The 26,028-nt window shown below is 71.7% G+C and carries 23 protein-coding genes and 1 pseudogene; 15 read left to right on the forward strand and 9 right to left on the reverse strand.

Annotation, left to right across the window (positions count from 1 at the left end; genetic code table 11):
* Positions 1 to 467: 467 nt before the first annotated feature.
* Entirely contained in the window at positions 468 to 1,319 is an 852-nt protein-coding gene (locus ABT147_RS43110) for a DUF4184 family protein (RefSeq protein ID WP_351417101.1), read from the reverse strand.
* Positions 1,320 to 1,724: 405 nt separating this feature from the next.
* Here ABT147_RS43110 and ABT147_RS43115 point away from each other — a divergent pair, with 405 nt between their 5' ends.
* The 3 genes from ABT147_RS43115 to pgfA all read left to right on the forward strand — a co-directional run bounded on the left by ABT147_RS43115 (position 1,725) and on the right by pgfA (position 4,922).
* A complete protein-coding gene (locus tag ABT147_RS43115; protein ID WP_351417102.1) occupies positions 1,725 to 3,497 on the forward strand; it encodes a lytic transglycosylase domain-containing protein in 1,773 nt (590 codons plus the stop codon).
* A 276-nt stretch (positions 3,498 to 3,773) separates the two neighbouring features.
* Positions 3,774 to 3,908 (forward strand): SPW_0924 family protein, encoded by a 135-nt coding sequence (locus tag ABT147_RS43120; protein WP_351417104.1) that lies wholly within the window; start codon positions 3,774 to 3,776, stop codon positions 3,906 to 3,908.
* A 21-nt stretch (positions 3,909 to 3,929) separates the two neighbouring features.
* Entirely contained in the window at positions 3,930 to 4,922 is a 993-nt protein-coding gene (gene pgfA, locus ABT147_RS43125) for a cell envelope lipid trafficking protein PgfA (protein ID WP_351417106.1), read from the forward strand.
* A 21-nt stretch (positions 4,923 to 4,943) separates the two neighbouring features.
* On the opposite strand, the gene ABT147_RS43130 is transcribed toward pgfA, so the two are convergent.
* The gene (locus ABT147_RS43130) at positions 4,944 to 7,748 is read right to left on the reverse strand and encodes an ATP-dependent RNA helicase (RefSeq protein ID WP_351417108.1); all 2,805 of its coding nucleotides are present in this window, start codon (positions 7,746 to 7,748) and stop codon (positions 4,944 to 4,946) included.
* 138 nt (positions 7,749 to 7,886) lie between these two features.
* Positions 7,887 to 8,804: a class I SAM-dependent methyltransferase gene (locus tag ABT147_RS43135; RefSeq protein ID WP_351417110.1), complete on the reverse strand. Its 918-nt coding sequence runs from the start codon at positions 8,802 to 8,804 to the stop codon at positions 7,887 to 7,889.
* Positions 8,805 to 9,124: 320 nt separating this feature from the next.
* On the opposite strand from ABT147_RS43135, the gene rpsA reads away from it, so the two are divergent.
* The 5 genes and pseudogenes from rpsA (at position 9,125) to ABT147_RS43160 (ending at position 14,827) form a co-directional block, all read left to right on the forward strand.
* Positions 9,125 to 10,621: a 30S ribosomal protein S1 gene (gene rpsA / locus ABT147_RS43140; protein ID WP_086800035.1), complete on the forward strand. Its 1,497-nt coding sequence runs from the start codon at positions 9,125 to 9,127 to the stop codon at positions 10,619 to 10,621.
* Between the two features lie 383 nt (positions 10,622 to 11,004).
* Positions 11,005 to 12,530: pseudogene (locus tag ABT147_RS43145) on the forward strand (flavin monoamine oxidase family protein).
* A gap of 124 nt (positions 12,531 to 12,654) precedes the next feature.
* The gene (locus ABT147_RS43150; protein ID WP_351417112.1) at positions 12,655 to 13,593 is read left to right on the forward strand and encodes a PAC2 family protein; all 939 of its coding nucleotides are present in this window, start codon (positions 12,655 to 12,657) and stop codon (positions 13,591 to 13,593) included.
* 174 nt (positions 13,594 to 13,767) lie between these two features.
* The gene (gene coaE, locus ABT147_RS43155; RefSeq protein ID WP_351417114.1) at positions 13,768 to 14,397 is read left to right on the forward strand and encodes a dephospho-CoA kinase; all 630 of its coding nucleotides are present in this window, start codon (positions 13,768 to 13,770) and stop codon (positions 14,395 to 14,397) included.
* A 49-nt stretch (positions 14,398 to 14,446) separates the two neighbouring features.
* Positions 14,447 to 14,827 carry a tetratricopeptide repeat protein gene (locus ABT147_RS43160; RefSeq protein ID WP_086754783.1) on the forward strand — a complete coding sequence of 127 codons (381 nt, stop codon included), beginning with the start codon at positions 14,447 to 14,449 and terminating at the stop codon, positions 14,825 to 14,827.
* A gap of 33 nt (positions 14,828 to 14,860) precedes the next feature.
* Here the strand turns inward: ABT147_RS43160 and ABT147_RS43165 are convergent, their stop codons facing one another.
* Complete coding sequence (locus ABT147_RS43165; protein WP_351417116.1) at positions 14,861 to 15,127, reverse strand: DUF6343 family protein; 267 nt, start codon at positions 15,125 to 15,127, stop codon at positions 14,861 to 14,863.
* A 132-nt stretch (positions 15,128 to 15,259) separates the two neighbouring features.
* On the opposite strand from ABT147_RS43165, the gene ABT147_RS43170 reads away from it, so the two are divergent.
* The 3 genes from ABT147_RS43170 (at position 15,260) to ABT147_RS43180 (ending at position 17,691) form a co-directional block, all read left to right on the forward strand.
* On the forward strand, positions 15,260 to 16,249 hold the full coding sequence (locus ABT147_RS43170; protein ID WP_351417157.1) for an acyltransferase domain-containing protein: 990 nt from the start codon (positions 15,260 to 15,262) through the stop codon (positions 16,247 to 16,249).
* Positions 16,250 to 16,438: 189 nt separating this feature from the next.
* On the forward strand, positions 16,439 to 17,119 hold the full coding sequence (locus ABT147_RS43175; protein ID WP_502983263.1) for a class I SAM-dependent methyltransferase: 681 nt from the start codon (positions 16,439 to 16,441) through the stop codon (positions 17,117 to 17,119).
* A gap of 95 nt (positions 17,120 to 17,214) precedes the next feature.
* Positions 17,215 to 17,691 carry a DoxX family protein gene (locus tag ABT147_RS43180; RefSeq protein ID WP_351417120.1) on the forward strand — a complete coding sequence of 159 codons (477 nt, stop codon included), beginning with the start codon at positions 17,215 to 17,217 and terminating at the stop codon, positions 17,689 to 17,691.
* A gap of 124 nt (positions 17,692 to 17,815) precedes the next feature.
* Here ABT147_RS43180 and ABT147_RS43185 read toward each other — a convergent pair whose 3' ends face one another.
* Complete coding sequence (locus tag ABT147_RS43185) at positions 17,816 to 18,325, reverse strand: RNA-binding S4 domain-containing protein (RefSeq protein WP_351417122.1); 510 nt, start codon at positions 18,323 to 18,325, stop codon at positions 17,816 to 17,818.
* Between the two features lie 64 nt (positions 18,326 to 18,389).
* Between ABT147_RS43185 and ABT147_RS43190 the strand changes: the two genes are divergently transcribed.
* Both ABT147_RS43190 and pip read left to right on the forward strand, forming a co-directional pair.
* The gene (locus tag ABT147_RS43190; RefSeq protein WP_351417124.1) at positions 18,390 to 19,142 is read left to right on the forward strand and encodes a uracil-DNA glycosylase; all 753 of its coding nucleotides are present in this window, start codon (positions 18,390 to 18,392) and stop codon (positions 19,140 to 19,142) included.
* Positions 19,143 to 19,230: 88 nt separating this feature from the next.
* On the forward strand, positions 19,231 to 20,190 hold the full coding sequence (pip, locus tag ABT147_RS43195; protein WP_351417126.1) for a prolyl aminopeptidase: 960 nt from the start codon (positions 19,231 to 19,233) through the stop codon (positions 20,188 to 20,190).
* A gap of 95 nt (positions 20,191 to 20,285) precedes the next feature.
* Here pip and ABT147_RS43200 read toward each other — a convergent pair whose 3' ends face one another.
* Positions 20,286 to 21,008 carry a GntR family transcriptional regulator gene (locus tag ABT147_RS43200; protein WP_351417128.1) on the reverse strand — a complete coding sequence of 241 codons (723 nt, stop codon included), beginning with the start codon at positions 21,006 to 21,008 and terminating at the stop codon, positions 20,286 to 20,288.
* A gap of 194 nt (positions 21,009 to 21,202) precedes the next feature.
* On the opposite strand from ABT147_RS43200, the gene ABT147_RS43205 reads away from it, so the two are divergent.
* Positions 21,203 to 22,723, forward strand: coding sequence for an NCS1 family nucleobase:cation symporter-1 (locus ABT147_RS43205; RefSeq protein ID WP_351417130.1), 1,521 nt, complete (start codon positions 21,203 to 21,205; stop codon positions 22,721 to 22,723).
* Positions 22,724 to 22,725: 2 nt separating this feature from the next.
* A complete protein-coding gene (locus ABT147_RS43210) occupies positions 22,726 to 23,442 on the forward strand; it encodes an aspartate/glutamate racemase family protein (RefSeq protein ID WP_351417132.1) in 717 nt (238 codons plus the stop codon).
* Between the two features lie 153 nt (positions 23,443 to 23,595).
* On the opposite strand, the gene ABT147_RS43215 is transcribed toward ABT147_RS43210, so the two are convergent.
* From ABT147_RS43215 to ABT147_RS43225, 3 genes are all read right to left on the reverse strand, one after another.
* Positions 23,596 to 23,994, reverse strand: coding sequence for a RidA family protein (locus ABT147_RS43215; protein WP_351417134.1), 399 nt, complete (start codon positions 23,992 to 23,994; stop codon positions 23,596 to 23,598).
* A gap of 94 nt (positions 23,995 to 24,088) precedes the next feature.
* Complete coding sequence (locus tag ABT147_RS43220) at positions 24,089 to 25,105, reverse strand: GNAT family N-acetyltransferase (protein ID WP_351417136.1); 1,017 nt, start codon at positions 25,103 to 25,105, stop codon at positions 24,089 to 24,091.
* Positions 25,106 to 25,170: 65 nt separating this feature from the next.
* On the reverse strand, positions 25,171 to 25,953 hold the full coding sequence (locus ABT147_RS43225; RefSeq protein ID WP_351417138.1) for a hypothetical protein: 783 nt from the start codon (positions 25,951 to 25,953) through the stop codon (positions 25,171 to 25,173).
* Positions 25,954 to 26,028 lie beyond the last annotated feature (75 nt).

Genomic DNA, 26,028 nt, shown 5'->3' on the forward strand with positions numbered 1-26,028 from the left:
GCCCCTAGAAGCAACGGCCCCTGCGGGCCGTTGAAAAAGCACGGGGCGCAGCCCCTGCTTTTTCAGGGGCGTGGGGAACTGCGCGACCAGCCCCACCGGACCCGCACCCGAACACGCACCCGAAATCCCGCACACCTACCCGTACCCAAGGCCCATGCTCAAGGTCACCCGACCGGCCCCCACCACCGCGCCCCCAGCGGAGCGCAACCGCAAGGATGCCCGCATGGGCATACGCACGCTCCGCCGCCGTACAGCGACAGCTGCCACCCGCCTGTCAGGGGTGCGAACCCGCCTCACCCGGGCCACCCGGGCCACCTGGGCCCGCCCACGCGTCCGGCGACCGCACAGCCTCTACCCCTGGCCGCTGACCCACCCCCTGGCAGCCCTCCTCGGCCACGTACCCCCGTACGCCGCCCGCGCCGCCAGACCCCGCTTCCCCAGCGGACCCCACGCCCGGCGCCCGGCGCTCAGCGGCGGGCCGAGCTGTCCGCCTCCGCGTCGACTGCGGGCACCGGAGCGGCGGGAGCCGGGCGCCGCGCCCTGACACCGACGCCGTACAGGACCACGCCGACCACCAGCCCGGCGCCCGCCCCGAAGCACACGGTCGGGATCACCTCGTACGGCTTGGCGACCGACCCCCAGTGCGCCCACCAGCGGGCCACCCGCTGCACGGCCGCGACCAGCGCGCAGCCCCCGATGACGGCGCCCGCCACCCACCGGTCGGCCGAGGACAGCACGGGCACGCCCACGGGCTCGACGGCCGGCTGCCGGCGCAGGGCCCGCACGACGAAGACGGCGAGCACGACCGCCGCGACCGCGGAGCCGCCGTACTGGAGGTACCAGTAGAGCGGCGAGCCCGCGATCTCCTCGCCGAGGACGGGGAACAGCCGCATCCCCCACCGGTCGAGATGGGTGAACGCGTCCCACACGACATGGGTCAGCGAACCGAGGGCGGCGCAGACGTACCACCACAGGGCCACGGAGGGGCTGAACCGCCGCGCGCCCGTCCCGCAGCGCACCAGCGCGGCCACCCTGCCCTGCCGTCCCCTCGGCAGCAGCGCGATCAGCGGCTCGCGGAGCATCAGCCACAGCCCGACCAGCGCCCAGGTGACGGCGACGTCGACGGTGAAGACCCCGGCAAAGGAGTGCGTGACATCGCCGAACTCCATGGCCTCGGGCAGCACACTCGCCACGTAGTAGGTCATGTCGGGCGCGAACGAACCGGCGACGAGCACCGACGGCACCAGAGGTCCCCGTCCGGTCCCGTCTCCCCGCAGGGCGGGCAGTACGGCGGCCGCGTGGCTGAGCGTGAAGGGCAAGTCGTCCCCCTGTGACGGACTTTGGCCGGACGGGTCGCTCCGGCGATGACCGGTCGCCAGTATGCGCGACCTGTGCCCGCCTCTCCGCAGTGTGCCCGCACGACAGCAAACCGATATGGCCAATCGGTGAATATCGGGCACGAACGGGTGTCCGGGCGACGGAAGTTGTCGTAGGGTCGCCTGGGTTGTCGCGCCGGTCGGAGTGGTGGCCGTCGGAATTCTGGGAAGGGAATGCCGGAACAGGGCAACCAAAACCGGAACTCCGGAGTCGGTGTACCTGGGCAGAGAGGCCGCTCCGGTGAGACCGGGGAACGCCCGGGACACCTGAGACATCAGTACAGACGCCGGCGACATCAATAAACGGGAAGAACGCGGGGCGTTCGACCACCGGGAGGGGTTCACTCAATGGCGGCGCAGTTCGGTTCGAGGCTCCGCAAGGGGGCGGCCACCACCGCCCTGGCCGCGGCCACGGTGGCGGCGCTGGCCGCCTCCCAGGCCCCGGGAGTGACCACCGACAGCGCGGGCAGACAGGCCGCCGGCTCGCCCTCGCCGGAGATGAGCACCCAGGCCGACGAGACCGCCTCGGGCAACTCGCAGTACTACACGGACCTTCCGCCCCTCGACAGCCCCAATCCGACGACGGGTACGGGCGACGCCTCGGGCACGACCGGCGCCTCCGAGAGCGGGATACCCGCGACCGTCCTCGACGCCTACAAGAAGGCCGAGGCGTCCCTGCGCGACTCCAAGCCCGGCTGCAACCTGCCCTGGCAACTCCTCGCCGCCATCGGCAAGGTCGAGTCCGGCCAGGCCCGCGGCGGGCGGGTCGACGCCGAGGGCACGACGATCGGCAAGATCCTCGGCCCCCAGCTCAACGGCAACGGCTTCGCGAACATCAGCGACACCGACGACGGCGCGTACGACGACGACACCACGCACGACCGTGCGGTGGGCCCTATGCAGTTCATCCCCTCCACCTGGGAGTGGGCGGGCCGCGACGGCAACGACGACGGCGCCAAGGACCCCAACAACATCTACGACGCCGCCGTCGCAGCCGGCCACTACCTGTGCCGCTTCGACTGGGACCTGTCGAACGACGCCAACCTGCGCAGCGCGATCCTCAGCTACAACAACTCGACGGAGTACTACAACACCGTCATGAGGTGGCTGGAGCACTACCGCAAGGGCACCCACGAGATCCCGGACGGCACCGGCTCCCTGCCCCAGACCCCGAGCGGCGGCAACAACAACACCGGCAACGGCAACAACAGCAACAACGGCGGCAACAACACCGGCAACGGCGGAAACGGCAACGGCAACTCCAAGCCCAGCCCCAGCCCCAAGCCGCCGAAGCCGCCGAAGCCGGAGTCACCGGGCGGCGGCACCACCACCCCGCCCCCGCCCACCACCACACCGCCCTCGGCGCCGGGCACGCCCACCGACTCGGTGGACCACCTGGAGAACGCGGGCGCGGCGAACCTCTCGGCCATGGCCGGCGACACCTTCACCGGCAGGCTCGCCACCCGCACGGAGACCAAGGCCGGCAAGGCCGTGGCGAAGGTCCGCGTCCGCTTCACGATCCTCGGTGACACGGACACCACCTTCGCCGGCGGCGAGAAGGTCGCGGCCGTCCTCACCGACAGCGTGGGCAAGGCCACGGCGCCCGCGCTCGTGGCCGGAGAGAAGACGGGCACGGTCACGGTCCGCACCACCGTCGTGGGCCGCACCGTCACCGCCCTCGACCACAAGGTCACCGTCACCGCCCGCCGGGCCGACGCCCTCGCCCGCACCGGCACCACCCCGCTGACCTGCGTCCCGAACGGGGAGTTCGCGGAGGAGATCGAGGTCAAGGCCACCTACCGGGGCGAGATCGCGGACAAGGTCGCGGCCAGGGCGACCCTCGTCAAGTCGCTCCTCGACGTCACCGAGAACGACAAGGGCCCCTACTTCAAGGGCGCGGACGGCAAGCCCGTACGCACCCTGGCCCTGGAGACCGACGCGGGCGGCGTCCTCAAGCTCCCGAAGCTGTACTCGGACGACGCCGTCGGCACGTTCCTGCTCCGCGTCGAGACCGAGGGCGGCGCGACCCTCACGCTCGAACTGAAGGTGGAGGCACCCGCCGAGACCACCGAGCCGACCGACTCGGCGGAGCCCGCGACACCGAGCCCCAGCGAGTCCTAGGCCACACGACCCTCCGTACGGCCACGACGGCGCCCCTCCCCATCGGAAGGGCGCCGTCGTTGTGTGTGCGACATGTTCTCATCTCGCCCCGCCGTTGCTACGGTGCCGGACCTGACGAGGTATCAGTTCTCGTCGTGAGGCCCGCAGTCGTAACGCCCGCAGTCATAAGCGTGGTCATAACGCCCGCAGTCATCAGCCTGCGGTCATAAGGCCCGCAGTCATCAGGCCCGTAGTCGTGAGATCTGTAGTCGTGAGATCCGTAGCCAGGAGGTCCGTATGCGCGCCCTGATCGCCGCCGCGACCGGTCTCGCGCTCGCCTTCGCCCTGGCGTTCACGCTCACGGCACTGGGCTCACCCACGGGCGAGACATCACCGAAGCCGTTGCTGACGACGGTCCCCGCCCATCCGTAGCCGCCAGGGAAGGAGGCCGAGATGCGCCGTAGGGCCGGTCTGATCCTGCTCGCGCTCGCCGTGTTCTTCACCGCGCTGTCCCCACTGCTGCGCTGGTACGTCTTTCCGAACCTGGCCAAGATCCCGGCGAACCAGTACCAGGAGATGGTCCTGGAGGCGAAGGACGCCACCCTCCTCGACTACGGCACGATGACCGCCCGCACGGTCCCGAAGGTCACCATCGTGCAGACCCTCAAGGGCGACGTGGAGGCCTCCGAGAAGATCGAGAAGACCACCGACCGGGACGTCGTCGTCTGGGACGGCCTGTCGTACGTCCAGGGCCCGGACGGCGAGATGGTCTCCCGGATCCCCGAGCGCTACATCTTCGACGCCCACACCCAGCAACCCGTCCACGCCGAGGGCGAGATGGTCGACGGCGATCCCGTGAAGCGCGAGGGCCTGGAGTTCAAATGGCCCTTCCTCACGGAGAAGAGGGACTACGAGTACTTCGACGCCCAGGCCCGGATCACGGCTCCCATCCACTACAAGGGCACCCAGGACTTCCGCGGCGTCGAGGTCTACTACTTCGAGCAGACCATCCCCTGGACGAAGGTCCCCTTCCCCCGCGTCATGCCCGTCGAGGGCATCACCCGGGAGACGGTCGCCGGGACGGGCACGACCCGCTGGTACACCACGGTCCGCAAGTTCTGGGTGGAACCCGCCACCGGCGCCCCCGTCTACGGCGAGGAGATCCACAAGGAGGAACTCCGCGGCGGCACCCTCCTGGGCGACCGCGAGAAGGTGACCGCCTTCGCCGGCCACGTGAAGATGCGCGAGGACTACATCGAGCACACCGTCGACCTGGTCAAGTCCCAGCGTCTCCTGGTCCTCCTCATGACCTCCTACCTGCCCTGGGGCTTCCTCGGCCTCGGCCTCCTGCTCCTCGCCCTCTCCCTCTACGTCGAGGCCCGGGGCCGTCGGCCCGGCGAACCGAAGTCCAGCAGGCCCACGGAGTCCGAGCCGGTCAGCGCCTGAGCAGATCGACGCCCGCGCGGGTCAGCGCCTGAGCCGCGCGTTCGTGTACCGGGTGGGCTCGGCCGTCGCGGGGTCCTCCGGCCACGGATGCTTGGGATAGCGCCCGCGCAACTCCGCCCGTACGGCCTTGTATCCGTCCCTCCAGAACGAGGCGAGGTCGGCGGTGACGGCGGCGGGCCGCCCGGCGGGGGACAGCAGATGCACCAGCACGGGCACCCCGGCCAGTACGGGCGACTCCCGCAGCCCGAACATCTCCTGCAGCTTCACCGCCAGCACCGGCTGCTCGGGCCGTGCGTAGTCGACCCGGATCCGGGACCCGCTCGGCACCTCGATCCGCTCGGGCGCCAGCTCGTCCAGCCGCACGGCGTCCCCCGAGGCCCAGGGCAGCAGCCGCTTCAGCGCCTCCCCGGCATCGATCCGCCCGAGGTCCGCCCGCCGCCGGGCCCGGCTCAACTCGGGCTCCAACCACTCGTCCACGCGCGCGTGCAGGGCACTGTCGGACACGTCGGGCCAGGGCGTGCCGAGCCGCTCCCGCAGGAACGCGAGCCGTTCCCGCAGCCGGGCCGCGTCCTGGGACCACCGCAACAGCCCGAACCCCTCGACCCGCAGCCCTTCGAGCAACGCCTCCCGTACGAGCCGGGGCGCCGCCTCCTTCAACGGCCGCACCGCCAACTCCACGGCCCCCAGCCGCTCCACCCGCCGAGCGACGACGTCCCCGTCCCGCCAGGCGACCTCCTCGCCCCGACTGTGGAGATGCGCGGCCGCCTCCCGGGCGACCCCCTCGTCGATCGCGACCCCGAGCCGCACGCGCGCGTGCCCCGCCCCCACCGCCCGATCGGCCACAGCCACGGCGACCCAGTCCGCCCCTCGCAACCCGGACCCTTCCCCCACCTCGGCCCGAGTCCCGGAAACCATGAGATACGACCCCCCGCCCCGCCCGGCCACCCGCTCGGGAAACGCCAACGCGACCACCACCCCGACGGCTCGATCGTCCCCGGCGCCCGCCCCGGGAGCGGCGCTCACCCCGGGAGCGGCACCGGCAGTGGTGGCGGCACCGGCAGTGGCACGGGCGGTGTCACCGGCGCGGGCACCGGCACGGGCGGCGTCTCCGGCGCGGGCACTGGCACCGGCACTGGCACGGGCGGCGGCACCGGCGGCGGCAGTCGAACCGGCATCGGTGGCGGGGCGAGAGGCGGCACCCGTGCCGGCCGCTGCGGAGTGCGAACGGCCGTCGGCCTCGTCCCACGGAGCCTCGGCGCTCGGTTCGCCCGGGAGAGAGTCATGGGCGGGTTCCGGGTGGGAAAGGAGCCGCGCCGGAGGCGCGGGCGCTGATGCGGTCCGCAGGCGCCGGACCTCCGTGCGCCAGCGAGCCGCGTAGGCGTCGCCCCCACGCCGGACGCGTCGCAGCACGACGGCCAGGTCGTCGCCGTACTCCCGGGGCGGCTCCTCGCTCAGCAGCGCGACCACCTCCGCCGCGCGCTCGGCTCCGACCAGGGGCGTCGCGTCGAGGAGGGCCCGCGCCAGCCTGGGGTGCAGGCCCAGGCGGGACATGCGGACACCCCGTTCCGTGGCGTGCCCGGCGGAGCCGACCGCGCCGATCGCGGAGAGGACGCCGCGGGCCGCCGCCATCGCCCCGCTCGGCGGCGGATCCAGAAGGGCGAGCCCGGAGGCGTCCGGGTCGCCCCAGCAGGCCGCCTGCAGGGCGAACGCGGTCAGGTCGGCCACCTTGATCTCCGGCGAGGGGAACCGCGCCAGACGGACGTCCTCGGCCTCCGCCCAGCACCGGTAGACCGCGCCGGGGGCCTCACGCCCGGCCCGCCCGGCCCGTTGCCGCCCGGCCGCCTGCGAGGCCCGTACCGTCGTCAGCGCGCTGAGCCCCCGCGCGTGGTCGACGCGTGGCTCCCGGGCCAGCCCGGAGTCGACGACCACCCGCACCCCGGGCACCGTCAGCGACGACTCGGCCACCGAGGTCGCCAGCACCACCCGGCGCCGCTCCCCGCCCGCCAGCACCGAGTCCTGCACGGCCGCCGGCGCCCGCCCGTGCACCTGGAGCACGTCCACGTCACCGAGACCCCCCAACTGCCCGGCCACGCGCGCGATCTCGCCCACCCCCGGCAGGAAACAGAGGACGTCCCCCTGCCGTTCGGCCAGTGCCCGCCGCACCACCGACGCCACATGCGTCAGCGCCGCCGGGTCCACTCGCATCCCGTGCGGCGGCCGTACCGGACGGGCCGGCGGCGCCCACACCACCTCGACCGGGTACGACACCCCCTGCGCCGCGACCACCGGCGCCCCGCCCAGCAGCCGTGCCCAGCCCTCCGCGTCCGTCGTCGCCGACGCCGCCACCAGCCGCAGCTCGGGCCGCAGCGCCGCGCGCACATCGAGCAGGAACGCCGCCACCGTGTCCGCGTCCAGATGCCGTTCATGGCACTCGTCGAGCACGACGACATCCACGCCCGGCAACTCCTGGTCGCGCTGCAACCGTTGCAGCAGTACACCCGTCGTGACGACCTCCACGCGCGCGTGCCGCCCGACGACCCGTTCGCCGCGCACGGTGTAGCCGACACTGTCGCCGACCTTCTCGCCCAGCAGCCACGCCATCCGCCGGGCCGCCGCCCGCGCCGCGATCCGCCGGGGCTCGGCGACGACCACCCGCCGTACCGGCCCGCCGTCCAGCAGTCCCGCCAGGGCCAGCGGCACCAGCGTCGTCTTGCCGGTCCCGGGCGGCGCCACGAGGACGGCGGTGCCGTGTCCCTCCAGGGCGTCGTCCAGGGCGGGCAGGGCAGCGCGCACGGGCAGCGCGTCCAGAGCGTCGTAACGGATCACGCCCCTAGTGTCGTACGCCTCCGAAAACGCCCTCTACGCGCGCGTGCCTCTTTCTCGCGCCCTTCGCGTCGCCCCTCTTGTCTCCCGTTGTCTCCCGCCGGACCTCCGGCCGGACCTGCCGCCGGACCCGTCGTCGTCTCAGTCCCGCTCGCACACGAAGATCGCCGATCCCGGGATCAGGTTCCCGCGCAGCGGGGACCAGCCGCCCCACTCGGAGGTGTTCCAGGCGGGCCACTCCGGCTCGACCAGGTCGACCAGCCTCAGATCCGCCGCCACGACGTCCCGGACGCGGTCGCCGATCGTCCGGTGGTGCTCGACGTACACCGCCCGCCCCTGCTCGTCCTGCTCCACGTACGGCGTGCGGTCGAAGTAGGAACCCGAGACGGACAGTCCCTCGGGGCCGGGCTCGTCGGGGAAGGCCCAGCGGATCGGATGGGTCACCGAGAAGACGAAACGGCCGCCGGGACGCAGCACGCGGCGCACCTCCCGCAGCACCCGTACGGGATCGGCGACGAACGGCAGCGCCCCGTACGCCGAGCACGCCAGGTCGAAGGAGCCGTCGGCGAACGGCAGGTCGCCGGCGTCGGCGCACACCAGGGGGAACGATCCGCCGATGCGCAGGGCGTGCTGGAGCTGCCGGTGGGAGAGGTCCAGGGCGACCGGACGGGCCCCCTGGGCGGCCAGCCAGCGCGCGCACTGCGCGGCACCGGCCCCGATCTCCAGGACGTCCTTGCCCTTCAGCTCCTCGGGCGGCCCCAGCAGCTCCGCCTCCACCTCGTCGAGGCCTTCCGGGCCCCACACGAAGCGGTCGTCGCCGAGGAACGTGCCGTGCTCGATCTGGTACTCGTCGGCGTTCCGGTCCCACCAGCCCCGGTTGGCCCGGGAACTCTCCGTCACCCCGGCCTCGCGCCGGGTGGCCTCCGCTTCGTCGGCCTCGGGTGCGCCGGGCGCCCCGTGGGCCTCGGCGGCTTCGTGGACTTCGGGCTCTTGGATGATCGGCTCCCTCGTCGTACTCTTCCGTAACCTGCGTGGCGCGACCCGCTCCGGTGGTGTCACGAAAGGGGTCTCCCAGGCCTGCGTGGCCTCAAGGGACAGGTTTTGTGCCGGGTATGCGGTGTTCCGCCCCGGGTGTGCGCCTTCGCGCATTGACCCTGCCTGGCTGCCCCCGTATGCTACAAGTTGCGCTGCGGGCCTGCGCACCTCAGACGTAGCAGGCTGCGCTCGCATCTGTCGTATGTCCCCTCGGTTTTCGAGGTGCCACCGGCTTTTCTGCCTGGTGTGGCGCTTCCTTGGCTGTCCGGCTTCTTCAGAGCGATACGGGCTCCCGGCGTAGCAGTACCTACGACTTCAATGTCCGTACCGGAGCCCTTTCCCACATGACGAGCAGCACCGAGACCACCGCCACCACCCCGCAGGTTGCGGTCAACGACATCGGTAACGAGGAAGCTTTCCTCGCCGCGATCGACGAGACGATCAAGTACTTCAACGACGGCGACATCGTCGACGGCGTCATCGTGAAGGTCGACCGGGACGAGGTCCTGCTCGACATCGGTTACAAGACCGAAGGTGTCATCCCGAGCCGCGAGCTCTCGATCAAGCACGACGTCGACCCGAACGAGGTCGTCAAGGTCGGCGACGAGATCGAAGCCCTTGTTCTCCAGAAGGAGGACAAGGAAGGCCGCCTGATCCTCTCGAAGAAGCGCGCCCAGTACGAGCGCGCCTGGGGCACCATCGAGAAGATCAAGGAAGAGGACGGCATCGTCACCGGTACCGTCATCGAGGTCGTCAAGGGTGGACTCATCCTCGACATCGGCCTCCGTGGCTTCCTGCCGGCTTCCCTCGTCGAGATGCGCCGTGTCCGCGACCTCCAGCCCTACGTGGGCAAGGAGCTCGAGGCCAAGATCATCGAGCTGGACAAGAACCGCAACAACGTGGTCCTGTCCCGCCGTGCCTGGCTGGAGCAGACCCAGAGCGAGGTCCGCCAGACCTTCCTCACGACCCTGCAGAAGGGCCAGGTCCGCTCCGGCGTCGTCTCCTCGATCGTCAACTTCGGTGCGTTCGTGGACCTCGGCGGCGTCGACGGTCTCGTCCACGTCTCCGAGCTTTCCTGGAAGCACATCGACCACCCCTCCGAGGTCGTCGAGGTCGGCCAGGAGGTCACCGTCGAGGTCCTCGACGTCGACATGGACCGCGAGCGTGTCTCCCTGTCGCTGAAGGCGACCCAGGAAGACCCGTGGCAGCAGTTCGCCCGCACGCACCAGATCGGGCAGGTTGTTCCCGGTAAGGTCACCAAGCTCGTTCCGTTCGGTGCGTTCGTGCGCGTCGACGAGGGCATCGAGGGTCTGGTCCACATCTCCGAGCTGGCCGAGCGCCACGTGGAGATCCCGGAGCAGGTCGTCCAGGTCAACGACGAGATCTTCGTCAAGGTCATCGACATCGACCTCGAGCGCCGTCGCATCAGCCTCTCGCTGAAGCAGGCCAACGAGTCCTTCGGTTCGGACCCGGCCTCGGTCGAGTTCGACCCGACCCTGTACGGCATGGCCGCGTCCTACGACGACCAGGGCAACTACATCTACCCCGAGGGCTTCGACCCCGAGACCAACGACTGGCTCGAGGGCTACGAGACCCAGCGCGAGGCTTGGGAGGGCCAGTACGCCGAGGCGCAGCAGCGCTTCGAGCAGCACCAGGCCCAGGTCATCAAGTCCCGCGAGGCCGACGCCGCTGCCGCGGCCGAGGGCGGCGACGCCGCGGGTGCGGCTCCGGCCGCGGGTGGTGGCTCGTACTCCTCCGAGGGTGCGGACACCTCCGGCGCCCTGGCTTCGGACGAGGCCCTGGCGGCCCTCCGCGAGAAGCTGGCCGGCGGCCAGAGCTGAACGCTCACGGCTGACGCCCAAGGCTGAGGTCCAGCCGACAAACGCTTGAGGGCCCGCATCCTTCCGGATGCGGGCCCTCAGTGTTGCTCCGAGGGGCGTTGCTCCAGGGGGGCGCGATAGCGGTACGGGGGCGGGCGAAGGTACAGCTCCTCGGGTGGGTGCGCTGCGGGCGACGTGTGCGATATGGCGGTCGCTGGCGGGGCGTGAACGGCCGCTGACAGGCTTCTCGGGTCATCCGTGATCGGAGGGGAGCCGAGCGCATGGCAGAGACACGGACTGGGAGCCGGGCAGGGACACGGGCGGGGGCGCGGGGCGGGGGCCCTCGGGGGAGCAGTCGGCGGGAGTTCCTGCGGCGCGTGGGGCTGACCGGTGGCGCGGGCGCGCTGTTCGCGACCATGGGCGCCCTGGGGCTCGCCCCCGCCGCGGAAGCCGCCCGGCGCACAGGGCCCTATCGCGCGCCTCGGAAGGGCGACTTCACGCTCCGCGGGCGCGCGGCGGCCAGGGTGGTCGTCGTCGGAGGGGGCACAGCCGGGCTGACCGTCGCGTACGAACTGGGCAAGGCGGGCTACGACTGCACGGTCCTGGAGGCCGGGGAGCGGGCCGGCGGACGCAACCTCACCGTGCGGCGCGGGGACGCCACCAGGGATCTGTACGGCCATGAGCAGACCGTCCGGTTCGCCGACGGGCAGTACCTCAACACCGGGCCGGCCCGTCTCCCGCAGTGGATGGTCACCCTCGACTACTGCCGGGAACTGGGCGTCCCCGTGGAGGTGTTCACCAACGTCAACGCCGACGCGTACATCTTCAACGCGTCGGCCGGGATGACGAAACCGGTCCGCTACCGGACCGCGAAGGCCGATGTCCACGGCCATGCCTCGGAGTTGCTCGCCAAGGCCACCGACAAGGGCGCCCTGGACGCGGAGTTGACGGCCGAGGACCGCGAGCGGCTCGTCGAGTTCCTCAAGGACTACGGGCAACTCGGCGACCGGTTGACGTACGAGGGCGGGGACCGGCGCGGCTATTCCGTCGTCCCGGGCGCCGTGGGCACCCCCGGAGTGGTCCTCGGCGACGTCCCGGGCGCCTCGGAGGTGCTCGCGAGCGGTGTCGGACGGTACTTCTCCCTCGAGTTCGGCTTCGACCAGGCGATGCTGATGTTCCAGCCGGTGGGCGGCATGGACCTCATCCCGAGAGCGCTCACCAGGGCGATCGGCACCGACCGGGTACGAACGGGGGCCGTCGTCTCGGAGCTGGTCGACAAGGACCACGGCGTCACCGTCACATACACCCGAGGCGGCCGTACGAAGGCGATCGACGCGGACTACTGCGTCGCCGCCCTGCCGCCCAACATCCTCGCCCGCATCCCGCACAACCTCGGACCCGGAGTGCGACGCGCCCTGGAGGCGTTCACGCCGGTGTCCGCCGCCAAGATCGGACTGGAGTACGGCTCGCGCTGGTGGGAGCTGGACCACGACATCTACGGCGGCATCACCGAGACCGACCTGGACGTCACCCACATCTGGCACCCCTCGCACGGCTTCCACGGGCCGCGCGGCGTCCTGGTCGGCTACTACGACTTCGGTGCCACGGCCGACAAGTACGCGCGGCTCACCCCCGAAGAGCGCGAACGGCGGGCGGTGGCGGCGGGCGTGCGGATCTACGGGCAGAAGTACCGCACCGAGCTGGCGTCGTCCTTCTCGCACCACTGGCGCCAGACACCCCATGTCGAAGCCGCCTGGCACGACATCCCCGGCGGACCCGACCACCACGCTACAAGCCCCTCGACGAGCCCACCGGACGCGTCCACTTCGCCGGTGACTGGCTCAGCCACACCCCCGCCTGGCAGCACGGGGCGTTCGAGTCCGCGCGCAGGGCCGTGACCGCGCTCCACGCGCGCGTGCTGCGGTCGTAACGGCACGCGCCGCACGCGTGGAGCGACAGCGGGGCGGCAGTAGAGCGGTGGCGGAACGGAATCCCGGGAATGCACGGCCCCCGTTCGGCGTTGTGGAGGAGGAACACGAGGAGGAGCGGTCACAGTGCTTGATCCGCAGGGTTTGTACGCATGGGAGCCGAAGGGCCTGGCCGTCGTCGACATGGCGCTCGCCCAGGAATCGGCGGGACTTGTCATGCTCTACCACTTCGACGGATACATCGACGCGGGTGAGGCGGGCGACCAGATCGTCGAACGACTCCTCGGCTCACTGCCCCACCAGGTGGTGGCCCGCTTCGACCACGACCGGCTCGTGGACTACCGTGCGCGCCGCCCGCTGCTGACGTTCAAGCGCGACCGCTGGACCGACTACGAGGAGCCGACGCTCGACGTACGGCTCGTCCAGGACGCCACCGGAGCGCCCTTCCTGCTGCTGTCGGGCCCCGAGCCGGACGTGGAGTGGGAGCGCTTCGCGGCCGCCGTCCAGCAGATCGTGGAGCGGCTCGGTGTGCGTCTCTCGGTGAACTTCCACGGCATCCCCATGGGCGTGCCGCACACCCGCCCGGTCGGCCTCACCCCGCACGGCAACCGCGCCGAACTGGTCCCCGGCCACCGCAGCCCCTTCGAGGAGGCCCAGGTACCCGGCAGCGCCGAGGCCCTCGTCGAGTACCGCCTCATGGAGGCCGGCCACGACGTGCTGGGCGTCGCCGCGCACGTGCCGCACTACATCGCCCGCTCTCCCTACCCGGACGCCGCTCTGACCGTCCTGGAGGCCGTCACGGCGGCCACCGGTCTGGTCCTGCCCTCCGTCGCGCACGCCCTGCGCACGGAGGCGCACCGTACGCAGACGGAGATCGACCGGCAGATCCGGGAGGGCGACGAGGAGCTCGTCGCGCTCGTGCAGGGCCTTGAGCACCAGTACGACGCGGCCGCGGGCGCCGAGACACGGGGCAACATGCTCGCCGAGCCCGTCGACATCCCGTCCGCGGACGAGATCGGGCGCGAGTTCGAGAAGTTCCTGGCGGAGCGGGAGGGCGAGGGCTGAGATCCGGAGGACCGGGATCCGAGGGACTGGGTTCCGGAGGACCGGGATCCGAGGGACTGGGTTCCGGGGGACCGGGTTCCGGGGGACCGGGATCTGGAGGACCGGGATCTGGGGGACTGGGATCCGCCGGTGGGCCCTGTGGCCGTGTCAGTGGCAGGGCCTAAGCTGCCGGGCATGCTGAAAGTTGGTCTCACCGGCGGTATCGGCGCCGGCAAGAGCGAGGTGTCACGGCTGCTCGTGGAGTGCGGTGCCGTACTGATCGACGCGGACCGCATCGCGCGCGAGGTCGTCGCCCCGGGCACACCCGGGCTCGCGGCGGTCGTCGAGACCTTCGGCGCGGACGTGCTCACGCCGGACGGCGGCCTGGACCGGCCCAAGCTGGGCTCCATCGTGTTCGCCGACCCGGAGAAGCTCGCCGCGCTGAACGCGATCGTGCACCCCCTGGTGGGCGCCCGCTCCAGAGAGCTGGAGAACGGCACCGCCGAGGACTCCGTCGTCATCCACGACGTCCCCCTGCTCACCGAGAACGGCCTGGCCCCGCTGTACGACCTGGTGGTCGTCGTGGACACGCCCCCCGAGACCCAGCTCGACCGTCTCGTACGCCTGCGCGGCATGACCGAGGAGGACGCCCGCGCGCGCATGGCCGCCCAGGCGACCCGCGATCAGCGCCTGGCCATCGCGGACATCGTCATCGACAACGACGTGCCCCTGGAAGACCTCCGGCGGAGGGTGCGGGACGTGTGGGCCGACCTCGCACATCGGGCCCACACGACCCGGGAGCGGTCCGAACACTCACAGGAATAGCGGGGTCTCAGGGGGCGTTGAACCGTCCCAGCAAGGGAAGGACTCAGCCGTGCCCGAGACCAGCGGTTCCACCGGACGTACCCCGGAGACGCATGTCATCGACTTCCGCGCCGCCGAGCAACTGCTCGCCGCGCGGGACCCGCGGGGCGCGGTCAAGCTGCTCGACCGAGTCATAGCCGAGCACCCCGAGAACACGGCGGCCCGCCTGCTGCGCGCCCGTGCCTTCTTCGCGGCGGCCCAACTGCGGCCCGCCGAGCTGGAGTTCACGATCGTCCTGGAGCGCGAGCCGGACAACGCGTTCGCGCACTTCGCCCTCGCCCGCACCTATCAGCGCCAGGCACGCGACGACCAGGCCAAACGCCACTTCCGGCTCGCTGCGGCCCTGGACCCGAACCCGGAGTACCTGGAAGCGGCACGGTTCGATTCCTGACAGCTCCTGACCGCCCCTGACGGCCGGGCCCGCTCAGGTGTGGCCGTGCCTCGGCGGCTGGTACGGCGGGATGTCCCGGCCCGGCTGGTAGTGCGGGCCCTGGCGGATGTGGCGCAGGACCACCGCCAGATCGACGGTGACGATCAGCCACAGCACCCCGCAGGCGGCGGCCCAGCCCGGCCGGCCGACCACGGCGAAGGCCGCTGTTCCGGCGATCGCCCAGATCAGACCCCACACGCTCAGCCAGAGCCGCATCCGTAGGGGACTGCGCGCTGTCGTGGGTTCACTGCCGGTACGCATCGGATCGCCGCTCCTCCTCGCCTTCCCGTCCCCCTTCTCGTTCTCCCCGGCGTTCTCCTGCTTCTACTCGGAAACGTACTCTCCGCCTCGTACGTTCTCCAGAGGACCGGTGACTGGGGCGGGGAGGCGATGGTGCTGCTGGACGCGGTGCGGGCGGACGAGAGGCTCGCCGACTGGCTGAAGGGCCTGGAGGAGAGCGAGAGCGCCCCCGGCGCGGAGGATCGGCTGCCGGACGCCGACGAGCTGCCGGATGCGCTGGTCGACCTCGCCGTGCCGTACGAGGACATCAACGACCTGGTCGCGCTGCGCCGTACGCTGGCGGCCGACGAGGGCGCGACCTGGCTGCTCGGGCGCTGCGTCGAGGGCCTCGTGCGGGACATGGGGAAGATCGGCAAGGGGCTGAGGCTCCTGCCGCTCCCCCTGGAGTCGGGCCCGCTCGCCCGCTACTTCCCTGTGTACGTCTTCGTCGCGGCCCTGCCGTACGTGCGCGCGTACCACCGCGAGCGCGGCATCCCCGACGACATCTCCCGGCGGACCCTCGCGGACCTCGGCCGGGGCCTGGTGCTGCACCGCCGGCGGTTCGGCGTGGGCGGGCTGATGGCGCCGACCTGGTTCTCGCTGCACTTCCACGGGGAGCTGTTCCAGCTCGGCCGGCTGCAGTACCAGCGGTCCCGGGTGGGCGGACGGGAGGGCGTGGCGCTGGCGGCGGCCGGCCTGACGCTGCGGCCCGGAGAACCCTGCCTCGACCTGCACATACCCGACTACGCGGGCCCCCTGACGCCGGAAGCGTGCGACCGGTCGCTGGCGGCGGCCCACGACTTCTTCGCACGGCACTTCCCGGCGGAGCGCTACACGGCGGGCTGCTGCCACTCCTGGCTCCTCGACCCGCAGCTGAAGCGGTATCTGCCGGCGGACTCCAACATCGTCCGGTTCCAGGAGCGCTTCCGGGCCACCTGCGGTACCGGCGAACCCGAGGACGACCTGCCGATCCGTTTCGTGTTCGGGGACCCGGACCTGCCGGTGGAGACACTGCCGCGCCGGACGAGCCTCGAACGGGCCGTGGCCGATCATCTGCGGGCGGGCGGGCACTGGTACAGCGGGCATGGGTGGTTCGCCTGGTGAGCTGCGGTCGGTCCGGTCGGTCCGGTCGGTCCGGTCGGCCCGGTCGGCCCGGTTGGTCCGGTTGGGGTGGCTCGCGTGATCGGCGTGATCGGCGTGATCGGTTCGGGGCACACATGTTCACCCCATCGAGTGACTGGTGACAGGAACGCACCATGTTCGCCCGGCCGTTGGACGGATATGGGCATTCAGATGCGTGAGGGATACGAGGGGACCGGATCCGGCGCGATCACCCCGGACGGCTGCGCGGTCGAGGTGTACACGCGGCTGCCGTTGGGGGACGAGCCGGAGGTGATCGCGGGCGTCGCGCCCGTGGGCGCGCGCATTCTCGAACTGGGCAGCGGGGTGGGCCGCATGACCCACGCCCTGATCGAGCGGGGGTTCACCGTCACGGCCGTCGACGAGTCGGCGGAGATGCTGGAGCGGGTGCGCGGGGCCCGCACGATATGCGCTCCGATCGAGGGGCTCGACCTGGGCGAGAAGTTCGACGTGGTGCTGCTCGCGTCGTTCCTCGTCCACACCGGGGATCCCGAGGTGCGGCGCGGGATGCTCGCGGCCTGTCTGCGGCATGTCGCGGACGACGGCTTCGTGCTGATCCAGCGCGAGGGGGAGGACTACCACACGAACGTGCCCCGGGAGCGGGTAGACCCCCGAGGCTTCACCGTCCGCGTGGTGTCGACCGAACCGGTCGGGGACGGGATCCACTCGGTGTTCGTGGAGTACCTCTTCCCGGACGGCGAGTGGACCCACACCTTCCGGGTGCGACCGCTGACCAAGGAAGAGTTCGAGGACGCGTTGGAGGAGGCGGGGCTGAAGGTGGACCGGTATCTGACGGAGGACCGGATCTGGGTGAAGGCGGTGCCGGCGAAATGAACGCGTGAAATACCGTCGGACGGCGATGAGTTCGGGGGAGTGGTCCGGTCTACCTCTGTGACAGCACTACGGAACCGCTTCACACAGGAGACCCCATGTCCGACACCACCACTCCCGCCACCCGCGTCGCGTCGTCCGCCGCCTCCTCGCCCGCCGCGTCCGCCTCCGGCACGAAGGGCACCGCGCGCGGCAGGGGCGCACGGATCTCGCTGCGGGCGCTGCAGATCGTGCTCGCGTTGTTCTACGCGTTCGCGAGCGCGCTGCCCAAGCTGATCGCGCACCCGTCGGCCGTGGAGTCCTTCGACACGCTCGGCTGGGGCAGCGCGGGGATGTACACCATCGGCGCGCTCGAACTGGCGGGTGCCATCGGGCTGTTGATCCCCGCGCTGGCCTCGGTCGCGGCGGCGTCGCTGGGCGCGCTGATGGTGGGTGCGTTCATCACGCAGATCACCGCCTTCGACGGGGAGTACGCGGCGACACCGCTCATCCTGATCGTTCCGCTCGCCCTGATCGCCTGGGTGCGGCGCCAGGACGTGACCGGGCTGACGAAGCTCGTACGACGGGAGGCGTGAGCGTTGCCGCCGTGCTCACGCGCGTGGGCGTCGCCGAAGGGCCTCCCGGTGACCACCGGGAGGCCCTTCGGCGACACCCATGGCGGGGGGCATGGTGCCGGGGGTGCCCGCGGTGGCAGGTGGCCTAGGTAGGGCGGCGGTGGCGCTCGGCGTTCGCGGCCTCGGCCAGACCTCGGAGGCGTTCCAGGTCCCGGCGGTCGCGTTTGGTGGGGCGGCCGGTGCCTCGGTCGCGGATGCCCGCGGGGGCGACGGCCTCGCGGGGCGGGGGCGGCGGGGAGTTGTCGACGAAGCACTCGGCGGCGACGGGCGCCCCGACCCGCTTGCGGATCAGTCGCTTGACGACGACGATCCGCTCGTGGCCCCCGGCCTGCCGCAGCCGGACCTCGTCGCCGACGCGCAGCGCGTAGGCGGGCTTGACGCGCTCGCCGTTGACGCGGACGTGGCCGCCCCGGCAGGCGGTGGCGCCCATCGAGCGGGTCTTGACCAGACGGACGGACCAGATCCAGCTGTCGACGCGCACGGTCTCGCCGCTCGCCGGGCGGGCGGCCTCGGCGGACGCCGCCGCCGACCCGTCGGAGCCCCGGTTCGTGGTGTCCGGACCGCTCGTCCGCTCCTCCGTACCTTCAGAAGCCATGCCTCGACCTTAGCTCCCCCGTCGGCCGCCCGGGGGCGGCGATCACCGGACGTACCGTGGAGACATGGGCGGCGGCAGCGGTGGTGACGGCGAGAGCTTCGGCGGGGGTACCGGCGGTGGGGGCACCGGGCTCGACGCGCTCGACGCGCGGATCACCGGGTGCCGGGCCTGCCCCCGGCTGGTCGAGTGGCGGGAAGAGGTGGCGCGCACCAAGCGGGCCGCGTTCGCCGACCAGGAGTACTGGGGGCGGCCGGTGCCGGGCTTCGGACCTCCCGACGCCGCGCTGCTGATCGTAGGCCTCGCGCCCGCCGCGCACGGGGCGAACCGGACGGGGCGGATGTTCACCGGCGACCGCTCGGGCGATGTGCTGTACGCGGCGCTGCACGACGTGGGCCTGGCCTCGCGGGGCACGGCGGTCGCCGCCGACGACGGACTGGAGCTGTACGGCGTACGGATCACCTCACCCGTGCACTGCGCGCCGCCCGCCAACAAGCCGACGCCCGAGGAGCGGAACACCTGTCGGCCGTGGCTGGTCAGGGAGCTGGAGCTGCTGCGGCCGACGCTGCGGGCCGTGATCGTGCTGGGGGCCTTCGGCTGGCAGGCCGCGCTGCCCGCGCTCACCGAGGCCGGCTGGGACGTCCCCCGGCCGCGACCCGCCTTCGGCCACGGCACCCACGTACCGCTCGACGGGCTCGACCTCTTCGGCTGCTTCCATGTGAGCCAGCGCAACACCTTCACCGGCCGACTGACCCCCGCGATGCTGCGCGAAGTCCTTTCTACGGCGGCGAAGTCCGCGGGGCTGGGCGTCACCTCGTAGCCGAGGCGGAGACGGGGGCGGGCCGGGGTGGTCGGGTCCGGCGGAAAACCGGCTGCCGACGCCGCCGTACGCCGGTTAGGGTCGCGCAATGCCCATCCACCCGGAGATCGAACCGTACGACCACGGCATGCTCGACGTCGGGGACGGCAACCACGTCTACTGGGAGGTCTGCGGGAATCCGCGGGGCAAGCCCGCGGTCGTGCTGCACGGCGGGCCGGGATCCCGGGCCAACGCCTGGTTCCCGCGGCTCTTCGACCCCGAGGCGTACCGGATCGTGCTGCTCGACCAGCGAGGCTGCGGGCGTTCGACGCCGCCGGCGAGCGCGTACGAGACCGATATGAGCGTCAACACGACGGCACATCTGATCGCCGACCTGGAGCTGCTGCGGCGGCATCTGGGGATCGGGCGGTGGCTGGTGTGGGGCGTGTCGTGGGGGTCGGCGCTGGGGCTGCGGTACGCGCAGACGCATCCGGAGGCCGTGACGGAGCTGGTCCTCACGGGGGTCGCCACCGGTTCCGACGCCGAAGTCGCCCTGCTGACCAGGGGACTCGGACAGTTCTTCCCGGAGGCCTTCGAACGGTTCCTGGCCGAGCTGCCCGAGGACGAGCGGGACGGGAACCTGCCGGCCGCGTACAACCGGCTGATCGAGTCGCCCGACGAGGCGGTGCGGGCGCGGGCGGCACGGGCCTGGACCGACTGGGAGACAGCCATCGCCGCGCTGCCGCCCCGCTCCGTGCCGCGCTACGAGGACCCGGAGTTCCGTTACGGCTTCGCCCGCACCGTCACCCACTACTGGGGCAACGGCCACTTCCTCGACGGGGGCGGCGACGGCGTGGTCCTGCGCGACGCGCCGCTGCTCAAGGGCATCCCGGGCACCCTCGTCCAGGGCAGCCTCGACCCCGGCAACCTCCTCGGCATCGTCTGGCGCCTCCACCAGGCCTGGCCCGGCAGCGAGTTGATCCTCATCGACGACGTGGGCCACGACGCGGGCGCGCCGGACATGGCGGAGGCGCTGGTGGCGGCGACGGACAAGTACGCCAAGCGCTGAGGGTCAAGGGCTGGGGGCGCGAGGGCGCCGGGGCTCGCGGTGCACCGGGCTCGCGGTGCACCGGTTTACGGCGCATCGGCTTACGGCGCGCTGGCTCACGATGCGCCGTGAGCGCTGATGCCGGTGTCCTCGGCGTCCTCGCCGGTGTCGGCGTCCTCGCCGAACAGGTGCCGCACGGTCGACCGGTAGTTGGTCCGGACGTGGGTGAGGGCGTGCGCGCGGGCGCGTTCGGGGTCGCCGGAGGCGATGGCGTCGTACAACTCGCGGTGTTCGGTGAGGAGTTGGGGCCACTCGGTGTTCTGGCGGGTCAGCCAGCGCAGACGGCCGTCGACCGGCTCCATGACCGAGATGAGCAGGCTGTTGCCGGCCATGGCGAGGACGCGGTCGTGAAAACGGGTGTTGATGTCGGTGATCGTCTCGGCGTCCCCGGCGCGGGTCGCCTCCGCCGCCCGGTCGAGCAGGGCCGACAGCTCCGCGAGTGACTCCGGGGTGGCGCGGGAGGCGGCGAGCCCGGCGGCGTACACCTCCAGCGCCTCGCGCAGTTCGAACAGTTCCGTGACGTCCGCCGGGGTGAGACGGCGGACGACCGTGCGGCGCGGGGTCTCGAAGTGGACGAAGCCCTCGGCGACCAGCGCGCGGATCGCCTCGCGGACCGGGACCCGGGAGACCCCGAAACGGTCGGCCAGCTCCCGTTCCACGAGCCGATCGCCCGGGCGGAGGCGCCCCGCGATGATGTCCTGCCGCAGCGTGCCCAGCACGCGTTCGCGCACCGCGCCGAGGGGTTCGATCTTCGCTCCTTCCGGAGCCAGGGAGCTCATGGGGCAATCTTCGCCGACTCCGGGGGTGTTTTACGGGGCGTTAACGACAGCGACATCGGTCCGAACGGTTGACGGTAGGACTATGTGCGCAGTTTGGTATACCAAACAGTCGCGCGGTGCTCGCCCGATCCCCCACACCGGTCCCGCACCCGTCCCCACCACCTACCTCGTCTCCTCTCGCTCCTGGAGGCCCCGTGTCACTCGCCGACAGTGTCGAAGCCACCGGTACCACGGCGTTCGTCCCCGACCCCCGCCTCACCAACGAAGACCTCGCCCCCGCCGGAAAGCGGAACTGGAAGGTCTTCGACCTCTTCGCCCTGTGGATGTCCGACGTCCACAACCTCGGCAACTACACGTTCGCCGCGGGCCTGCTCGTCCTCGGCATGAACGTCTGGCAGGTCTTCACCTCGCTGCTCGTCGGCTTCGTGATCATCTACATCGGGATGAACTGGATGGGGAAGATCGGGCAGCGCCACGGCGTGCCCTTCCCCGTCGTCAGCCGCATCAGCTTCGGGGTCTGGGGCGCCAACATCCCGGCCATCATCCGGGCCGTGATCGCCATCATGTGGTACGGCATCCAGACCTATCTGGCCTCCGTCGCGGTCAACATCATGCTGCTGGCCGCCTGGCCGGGCCTGGAGTCCTGGACCCACAACTCCTTCCTCGGCCTGCACCAGCTCGGCTGGGTCACCTTCGTCGCGCTCTGGCTCATCCAGGCGGTGATCATCAGCCAGGGCATGGAGTCGGTCCGCAAGTTCCAGGACTTCTGCGGTCCGGCGATCTGGCTGGTCATGATCGCGCTGGCCGTCTGGATCCTCGCCAAGGCCGGCTGGACCATCTCCCTCACCTCGACGCCGAACCCGGTCTCCGTCGGCGAGCAGTGGAGGCAGTGGTTCGGCGCGATCGGGCTGGTCCTCGCCACCTACGGCACCCTGATGCTCAACTTCTGCGACTTCTCCCGCTTCGCGCCGGACTACCGCACGGTCAAGCGGGGCAACTTCTGGGGCCTGCCGATCAACTCGACCGCCTTCGTGGTGGTGTCCGTCATCGTCACGGCGGGCTCGATCGAGGTCTTCGGCAAGGCGATCACCGACCCGGCCCACCTCGTCGCCGAGATCGGCAACACCTGGATCCTCGTCCTGGGCGCCCTGACCTTCGCCATCGCCACCATGGGCGTCAACATCGTCGCCAACTTCGTCTCACCGGCGTACGACCTCGCCAACGTCTGGCCGCAGAAGATCACCTTCAAGGTCGGCGGCATGATCAGCACGGTCGCGGCGCTGGTCGTGACCCCGTGGAACCTCTTCTCCAACCCCACCGTCGTCCAGTACTTCCTGGGCGGTCTGGGTGCCTTCCTCGGCCCGCTGTTCGGTGTGATCATGCTCGACTACTTCTGGGTCAAGCGCGGCCGTATCGACGTCGACGAACTCTTCAACGCCGAGCCCGGCTCCCGCTACTACTACCGCAAGGGAGTCAACCCCAAGGCCCTGTGGGCGTTCCTGCCGGCCGCCGGGGTCTCGGCGGTCCTCGCCCTGGTGACGACGTTCAGCGAGGTCGCCCCGTACTCCTGGTTCATCGGCACGGCGCTGGCCGCCGGGCTGTACGCGGTGCTGTGCCGGGACGAGCGGGCCTCCGGTTCGGCTCCCTCCGGTTCCTCCGGATCGGTTTCCTCCGGGGCGGGTTCGTCCGGTTCGGCCGCGGCCGTGGAGGGCTGAGCGTGCGCATCGTCGTCACCAACTGCAACACGACGCAGTCGATGACCGAGGAGATCGTACGAGGTGCCCGGGCCGCCGCAGGCCCGGGCACCTCCGTGACCGGACTGACCCCGGCCTGGGGTCCCGAGTCCGCGGAGGGCTGGCTCGACAGCTATCTCTCCGCCGCCGCCGTCCTCGACACCCTGCGGACCTACGAGGAACCGTACGACGCCGTCGTCATGGCCGGCTTCGGCGAGCACGGGCGCGAGGGCGCGCGCGAACTGGTCGACGTGCCCGTCGTCGACATCACCGAGGCCGCCGCCCATCTCGCCTGTCTGCTCGGGCGGCGCTACGGCGTCATCACCACGCTCGAACGCTCGTGCGGGCAGATCGAGGACAGTCTGGACACCGCCGGTGTGGGCCGCAACTGCGCGGCGATCGTCGGCACCGGGCTCGGCGTCCTCGACCTCGCCGACGCCGACCGCACCACCCGGGCCTTCCTCGCGGCCGGACAACGGGCCCGCGACGCCGGGGCCGAGGTGCTGGTCCTCGGGTGCGCCGGGATGACGGGGCTGCAGCGGACGGTGGGGGAGAAGCTCGGGGTGCCGGTCGTCGACGGGGTCGGGGCGGCCGTGAAGCTCGCCGAGTCGCTGGTGGGGTTGGGGCTGGCCACCAGCCGGGCGGGGAGCTTCGCGAAGCCGCTGCCGAAGAGGAGGAGCTGGGGGTCGGGGATGGGGTGAGCCGAGGGTTCGCGGGGTGTGGTGAGTGGGGGACGGGGCGCGGTAGGGGGTGCCTCCTTGGGGATGCGGGCGGCTGCGGGTTGTGGACGGCCGGCCGCGCGGTTCCCCGCGCCCCTTATGGGGCTGGGGTTACGGGGCTACCGGGTCACAGGGCTATGGCACCACCGCCGTCGCCGTGATCTCCACCAGCTGGCCCGTGTAGCCGAGGCAGGACACGCCGAGGAGGGTCGAGGAGTGGGGGCCGCTGCTGAGGCCGGACGCCTCGACGACCTCCCAGACCGCGGAGAGAACCGCCGGCTCGCTGCTCACGACGTACACATCGGTGTAGGCGACATGCTCGAAGTCGCTGCCCACCGCCCGCAGTTGCTCTCCGAGGTTCGCCAGCACCTGCTCGGCCTGCCGTACCGGATCCCCCTCCCCGACGAGCTTCCCGTCGGCGTCCAGCGGAACGGAACCGGCGAGGAAGGCGAGCCTCGTCCCGGCCTCGACGACGGACGCGTGCGAGTAGACGGGCGGTGAGAAGAGGGTGGGGACGGTGGTGCGCTGAATCATGACTGCTCCCGGTCGAGGACAACCTGTCGATCATGCGGATTCTCCGCCGCGACCGCACCCGAATTCCGGGCGCCGCCGCTGCCGAGCCGCACCGCTACCCCATCGTCGCCGGCCACGGCACAGCGGCGCCGTACGGACTGTCCACCCGCCACCCCTCCTCCCGCGCCACCCGTTCGAAGACCCCGATCTGATAGGCGAGCCCCTCCGGCTCCCCGATGTCGCACCACCGTTCCGCTCCGGCCCATTCCTCCTCCCCTCGCACCAACGGGCGCCCCCGCACCGCCAGATGCAGGGCCAGCGTTGACCGCGCGTAGAACCGCAGCCGTACGGCATCCCGCTCGTCCGCCGGCCGTACGTCCTCCTCGGTCTCCCGCAGCCGTAGCCGTCCGCCCTCGCTGCCCGCGACGAGCAGTGGTACCAGTGCGTCGCCCCCGACCGCCGCCGAGAAGGTCAGATCCGCCGCGTCCCCGGATGCCCGGACCTCGTACCGAGGCAGGTACGAGAGGCGGGCGAACCCCAGGGCGTGCTTCCACGAGGTGACCCACAGGCCCCGGTTGAGGTAGTGGCGGACGGACTTCTGCCAGGTCCAGTAGGTGTCGAGACGGAACCCGTGCAGGCCTTCCGCACGGCACGCCTCGTACACCGTGTCCAGCACGGCGGTGGCCAGTCCGCGCCGCCGGGCGACCGGGTGGACGTAGAGCGAGGTGACCAGCAGCGCGCCCGCGCCGAGGGGCCAGGTGTCGACGGCGACCGTACCGACGATGCCCGGCGGGGTGCGACGCCGGCCGCCCCCGCGACCGTCCGGGTTCTCCGGGTTCTCTGGGTTGTCCGTGTTGTTCGGGTTCTCCGGTTCCCTGATCCAATACCTCCTTCGGTACTCGTCGTCGCCGTGGGTCCGCCCGTGCGATCCCAGCCGGATCCGTAACTCCCGTTCCCGTGTGGCCGTGAGCGAGTCGGGGTCGACGCACTCGCCGAGGGCGCCCTCGGCGAGCGAGGCGAGGTCCCAGCGCGCGAACCGGCGGTCCTCGGCGGGCCCGGCGGCCGGGCGCAGAACGGTGCAGGACGACAGGCGGGCGTGCACACGCTGGGCTTGGTCGTTTCGTGTTCGCATATGCCGGAGGTTAAGGACACGAGGGCCCCGGCCGCCCGGTGCCGATGCCTTCCCGGCCCCCCGTTTCACCGGCGAGGGGGACCAACTCCTTGATCACGCGCTTGCCTTTCGCACTCCTGTGCAAGGGGTGGGTATGCCTCCGCGATGGCCGCGCAGATCCGCTCCCGCAACAGCGTCACGGCCTCCGCCCGCCCGGAACCCCGCCCGTGGCCGGGCCACGCGTCCAGGAACTGGCCGTAGTGGCTGAGGCGGTGGCGTAGATAGTCGACCTTCCACGGGTCGAGCGAGGAACGGTCGACGGGGTCGACGGGGTCGACGGGGTCGACGGGGGCAGCGGGGTCGACGGGACCGACTGGGTCGACGGGACCGTCCACGATGGCTCCGCCGGCCCCAGTCCGGCCCCGCTCCGCAGCCCGGTCCCGTCCCTCGGCCCGGTCCCGTCCCTCGGCCCGGTCCCGTCCCTCGGTCCGGCCCCACTCCGCTTCCCTCCTCGCCCGGTGCTCCACCGCCCGTAGCGCCAGCTTCCCCGGATCCAGGTGGGGTACGTCGATCGGTTCGTTCCTGATCCGCTCCACGATCTCCTCCCGCCGCCTGCGCATCGCGGCCCGTACCGCGTCCGACCTGCGCCCCGAGGACTCCGCCACCACCCCGAACTCCGCGCTGCGCTCGGCCGCCTCGACCCGCTCCAGCCGGTACAGCCGGACCCTCGGCGCATCCCTGAACCGAGGGTTCACCCCGAGCCGGTCCGCGGCCCCGAGCAGCCGGTGCACCATGCCGCCGGTCCATCCACGGGCCCGCAGCCCGGCCAATGACACATACCGCTGCCCGTCCTCCTCGTAGCCACCCATCGCACGACCTCCCCCGTACTCCCGGGCACACCGGCTCCAGGCGCGCAGCAGCACACCCGGAACACGTCCCGATCG

The sequence above is a fragment of the Streptomyces sp. NPDC001868 genome, from assembly GCF_040297125.1.
Taxonomy (GTDB): domain Bacteria; phylum Actinomycetota; class Actinomycetes; order Streptomycetales; family Streptomycetaceae; genus Streptomyces.

What these genes read in the sequence shown, in the direction of transcription:
- ABT147_RS43115 (WP_351417102.1), top strand. Translation starts at nt 1,725, where the DNA reads ATGGCGGCGCAGTTCGGTTCGAGGCTCCGCAAGGGGGCGGCCACCACC.
- ABT147_RS43120 (WP_351417104.1), top strand. Translation starts at nt 3,774, where the DNA reads ATGCGCGCCCTGATCGCCGCCGCGACCGGTCTCGCGCTCGCCTTCGCC.
- pgfA (WP_351417106.1), top strand. Translation starts at nt 3,930, where the DNA reads ATGCGCCGTAGGGCCGGTCTGATCCTGCTCGCGCTCGCCGTGTTCTTC.
- rpsA (WP_086800035.1), top strand. Translation starts at nt 9,125, where the DNA reads ATGACGAGCAGCACCGAGACCACCGCCACCACCCCGCAGGTTGCGGTC.
- coaE (WP_351417114.1), top strand. Translation starts at nt 13,768, where the DNA reads ATGCTGAAAGTTGGTCTCACCGGCGGTATCGGCGCCGGCAAGAGCGAG.
- ABT147_RS43165 (WP_351417116.1), bottom strand. Translation starts at nt 15,127, where the DNA reads ATGCGTACCGGCAGTGAACCCACGACAGCGCGCAGTCCCCTACGGATG.
- ABT147_RS43175 (WP_502983263.1), top strand. Translation starts at nt 16,439, where the DNA reads ATGCGTGAGGGATACGAGGGGACCGGATCCGGCGCGATCACCCCGGAC.
- ABT147_RS43180 (WP_351417120.1), top strand. Translation starts at nt 17,215, where the DNA reads ATGTCCGACACCACCACTCCCGCCACCCGCGTCGCGTCGTCCGCCGCC.
- ABT147_RS43185 (WP_351417122.1), bottom strand. Translation starts at nt 18,325, where the DNA reads ATGGCTTCTGAAGGTACGGAGGAGCGGACGAGCGGTCCGGACACCACG.
- ABT147_RS43190 (WP_351417124.1), top strand. Translation starts at nt 18,390, where the DNA reads ATGGGCGGCGGCAGCGGTGGTGACGGCGAGAGCTTCGGCGGGGGTACC.
- pip (WP_351417126.1), top strand. Translation starts at nt 19,231, where the DNA reads ATGCCCATCCACCCGGAGATCGAACCGTACGACCACGGCATGCTCGAC.
- ABT147_RS43200 (WP_351417128.1), bottom strand. Translation starts at nt 21,008, where the DNA reads ATGAGCTCCCTGGCTCCGGAAGGAGCGAAGATCGAACCCCTCGGCGCG.
- ABT147_RS43215 (WP_351417134.1), bottom strand. Translation starts at nt 23,994, where the DNA reads ATGATTCAGCGCACCACCGTCCCCACCCTCTTCTCACCGCCCGTCTAC.
- ABT147_RS43220 (WP_351417136.1), bottom strand. Translation starts at nt 25,105, where the DNA reads ATGCGAACACGAAACGACCAAGCCCAGCGTGTGCACGCCCGCCTGTCG.
- ABT147_RS43225 (WP_351417138.1), bottom strand. Translation starts at nt 25,953, where the DNA reads ATGGGTGGCTACGAGGAGGACGGGCAGCGGTATGTGTCATTGGCCGGG.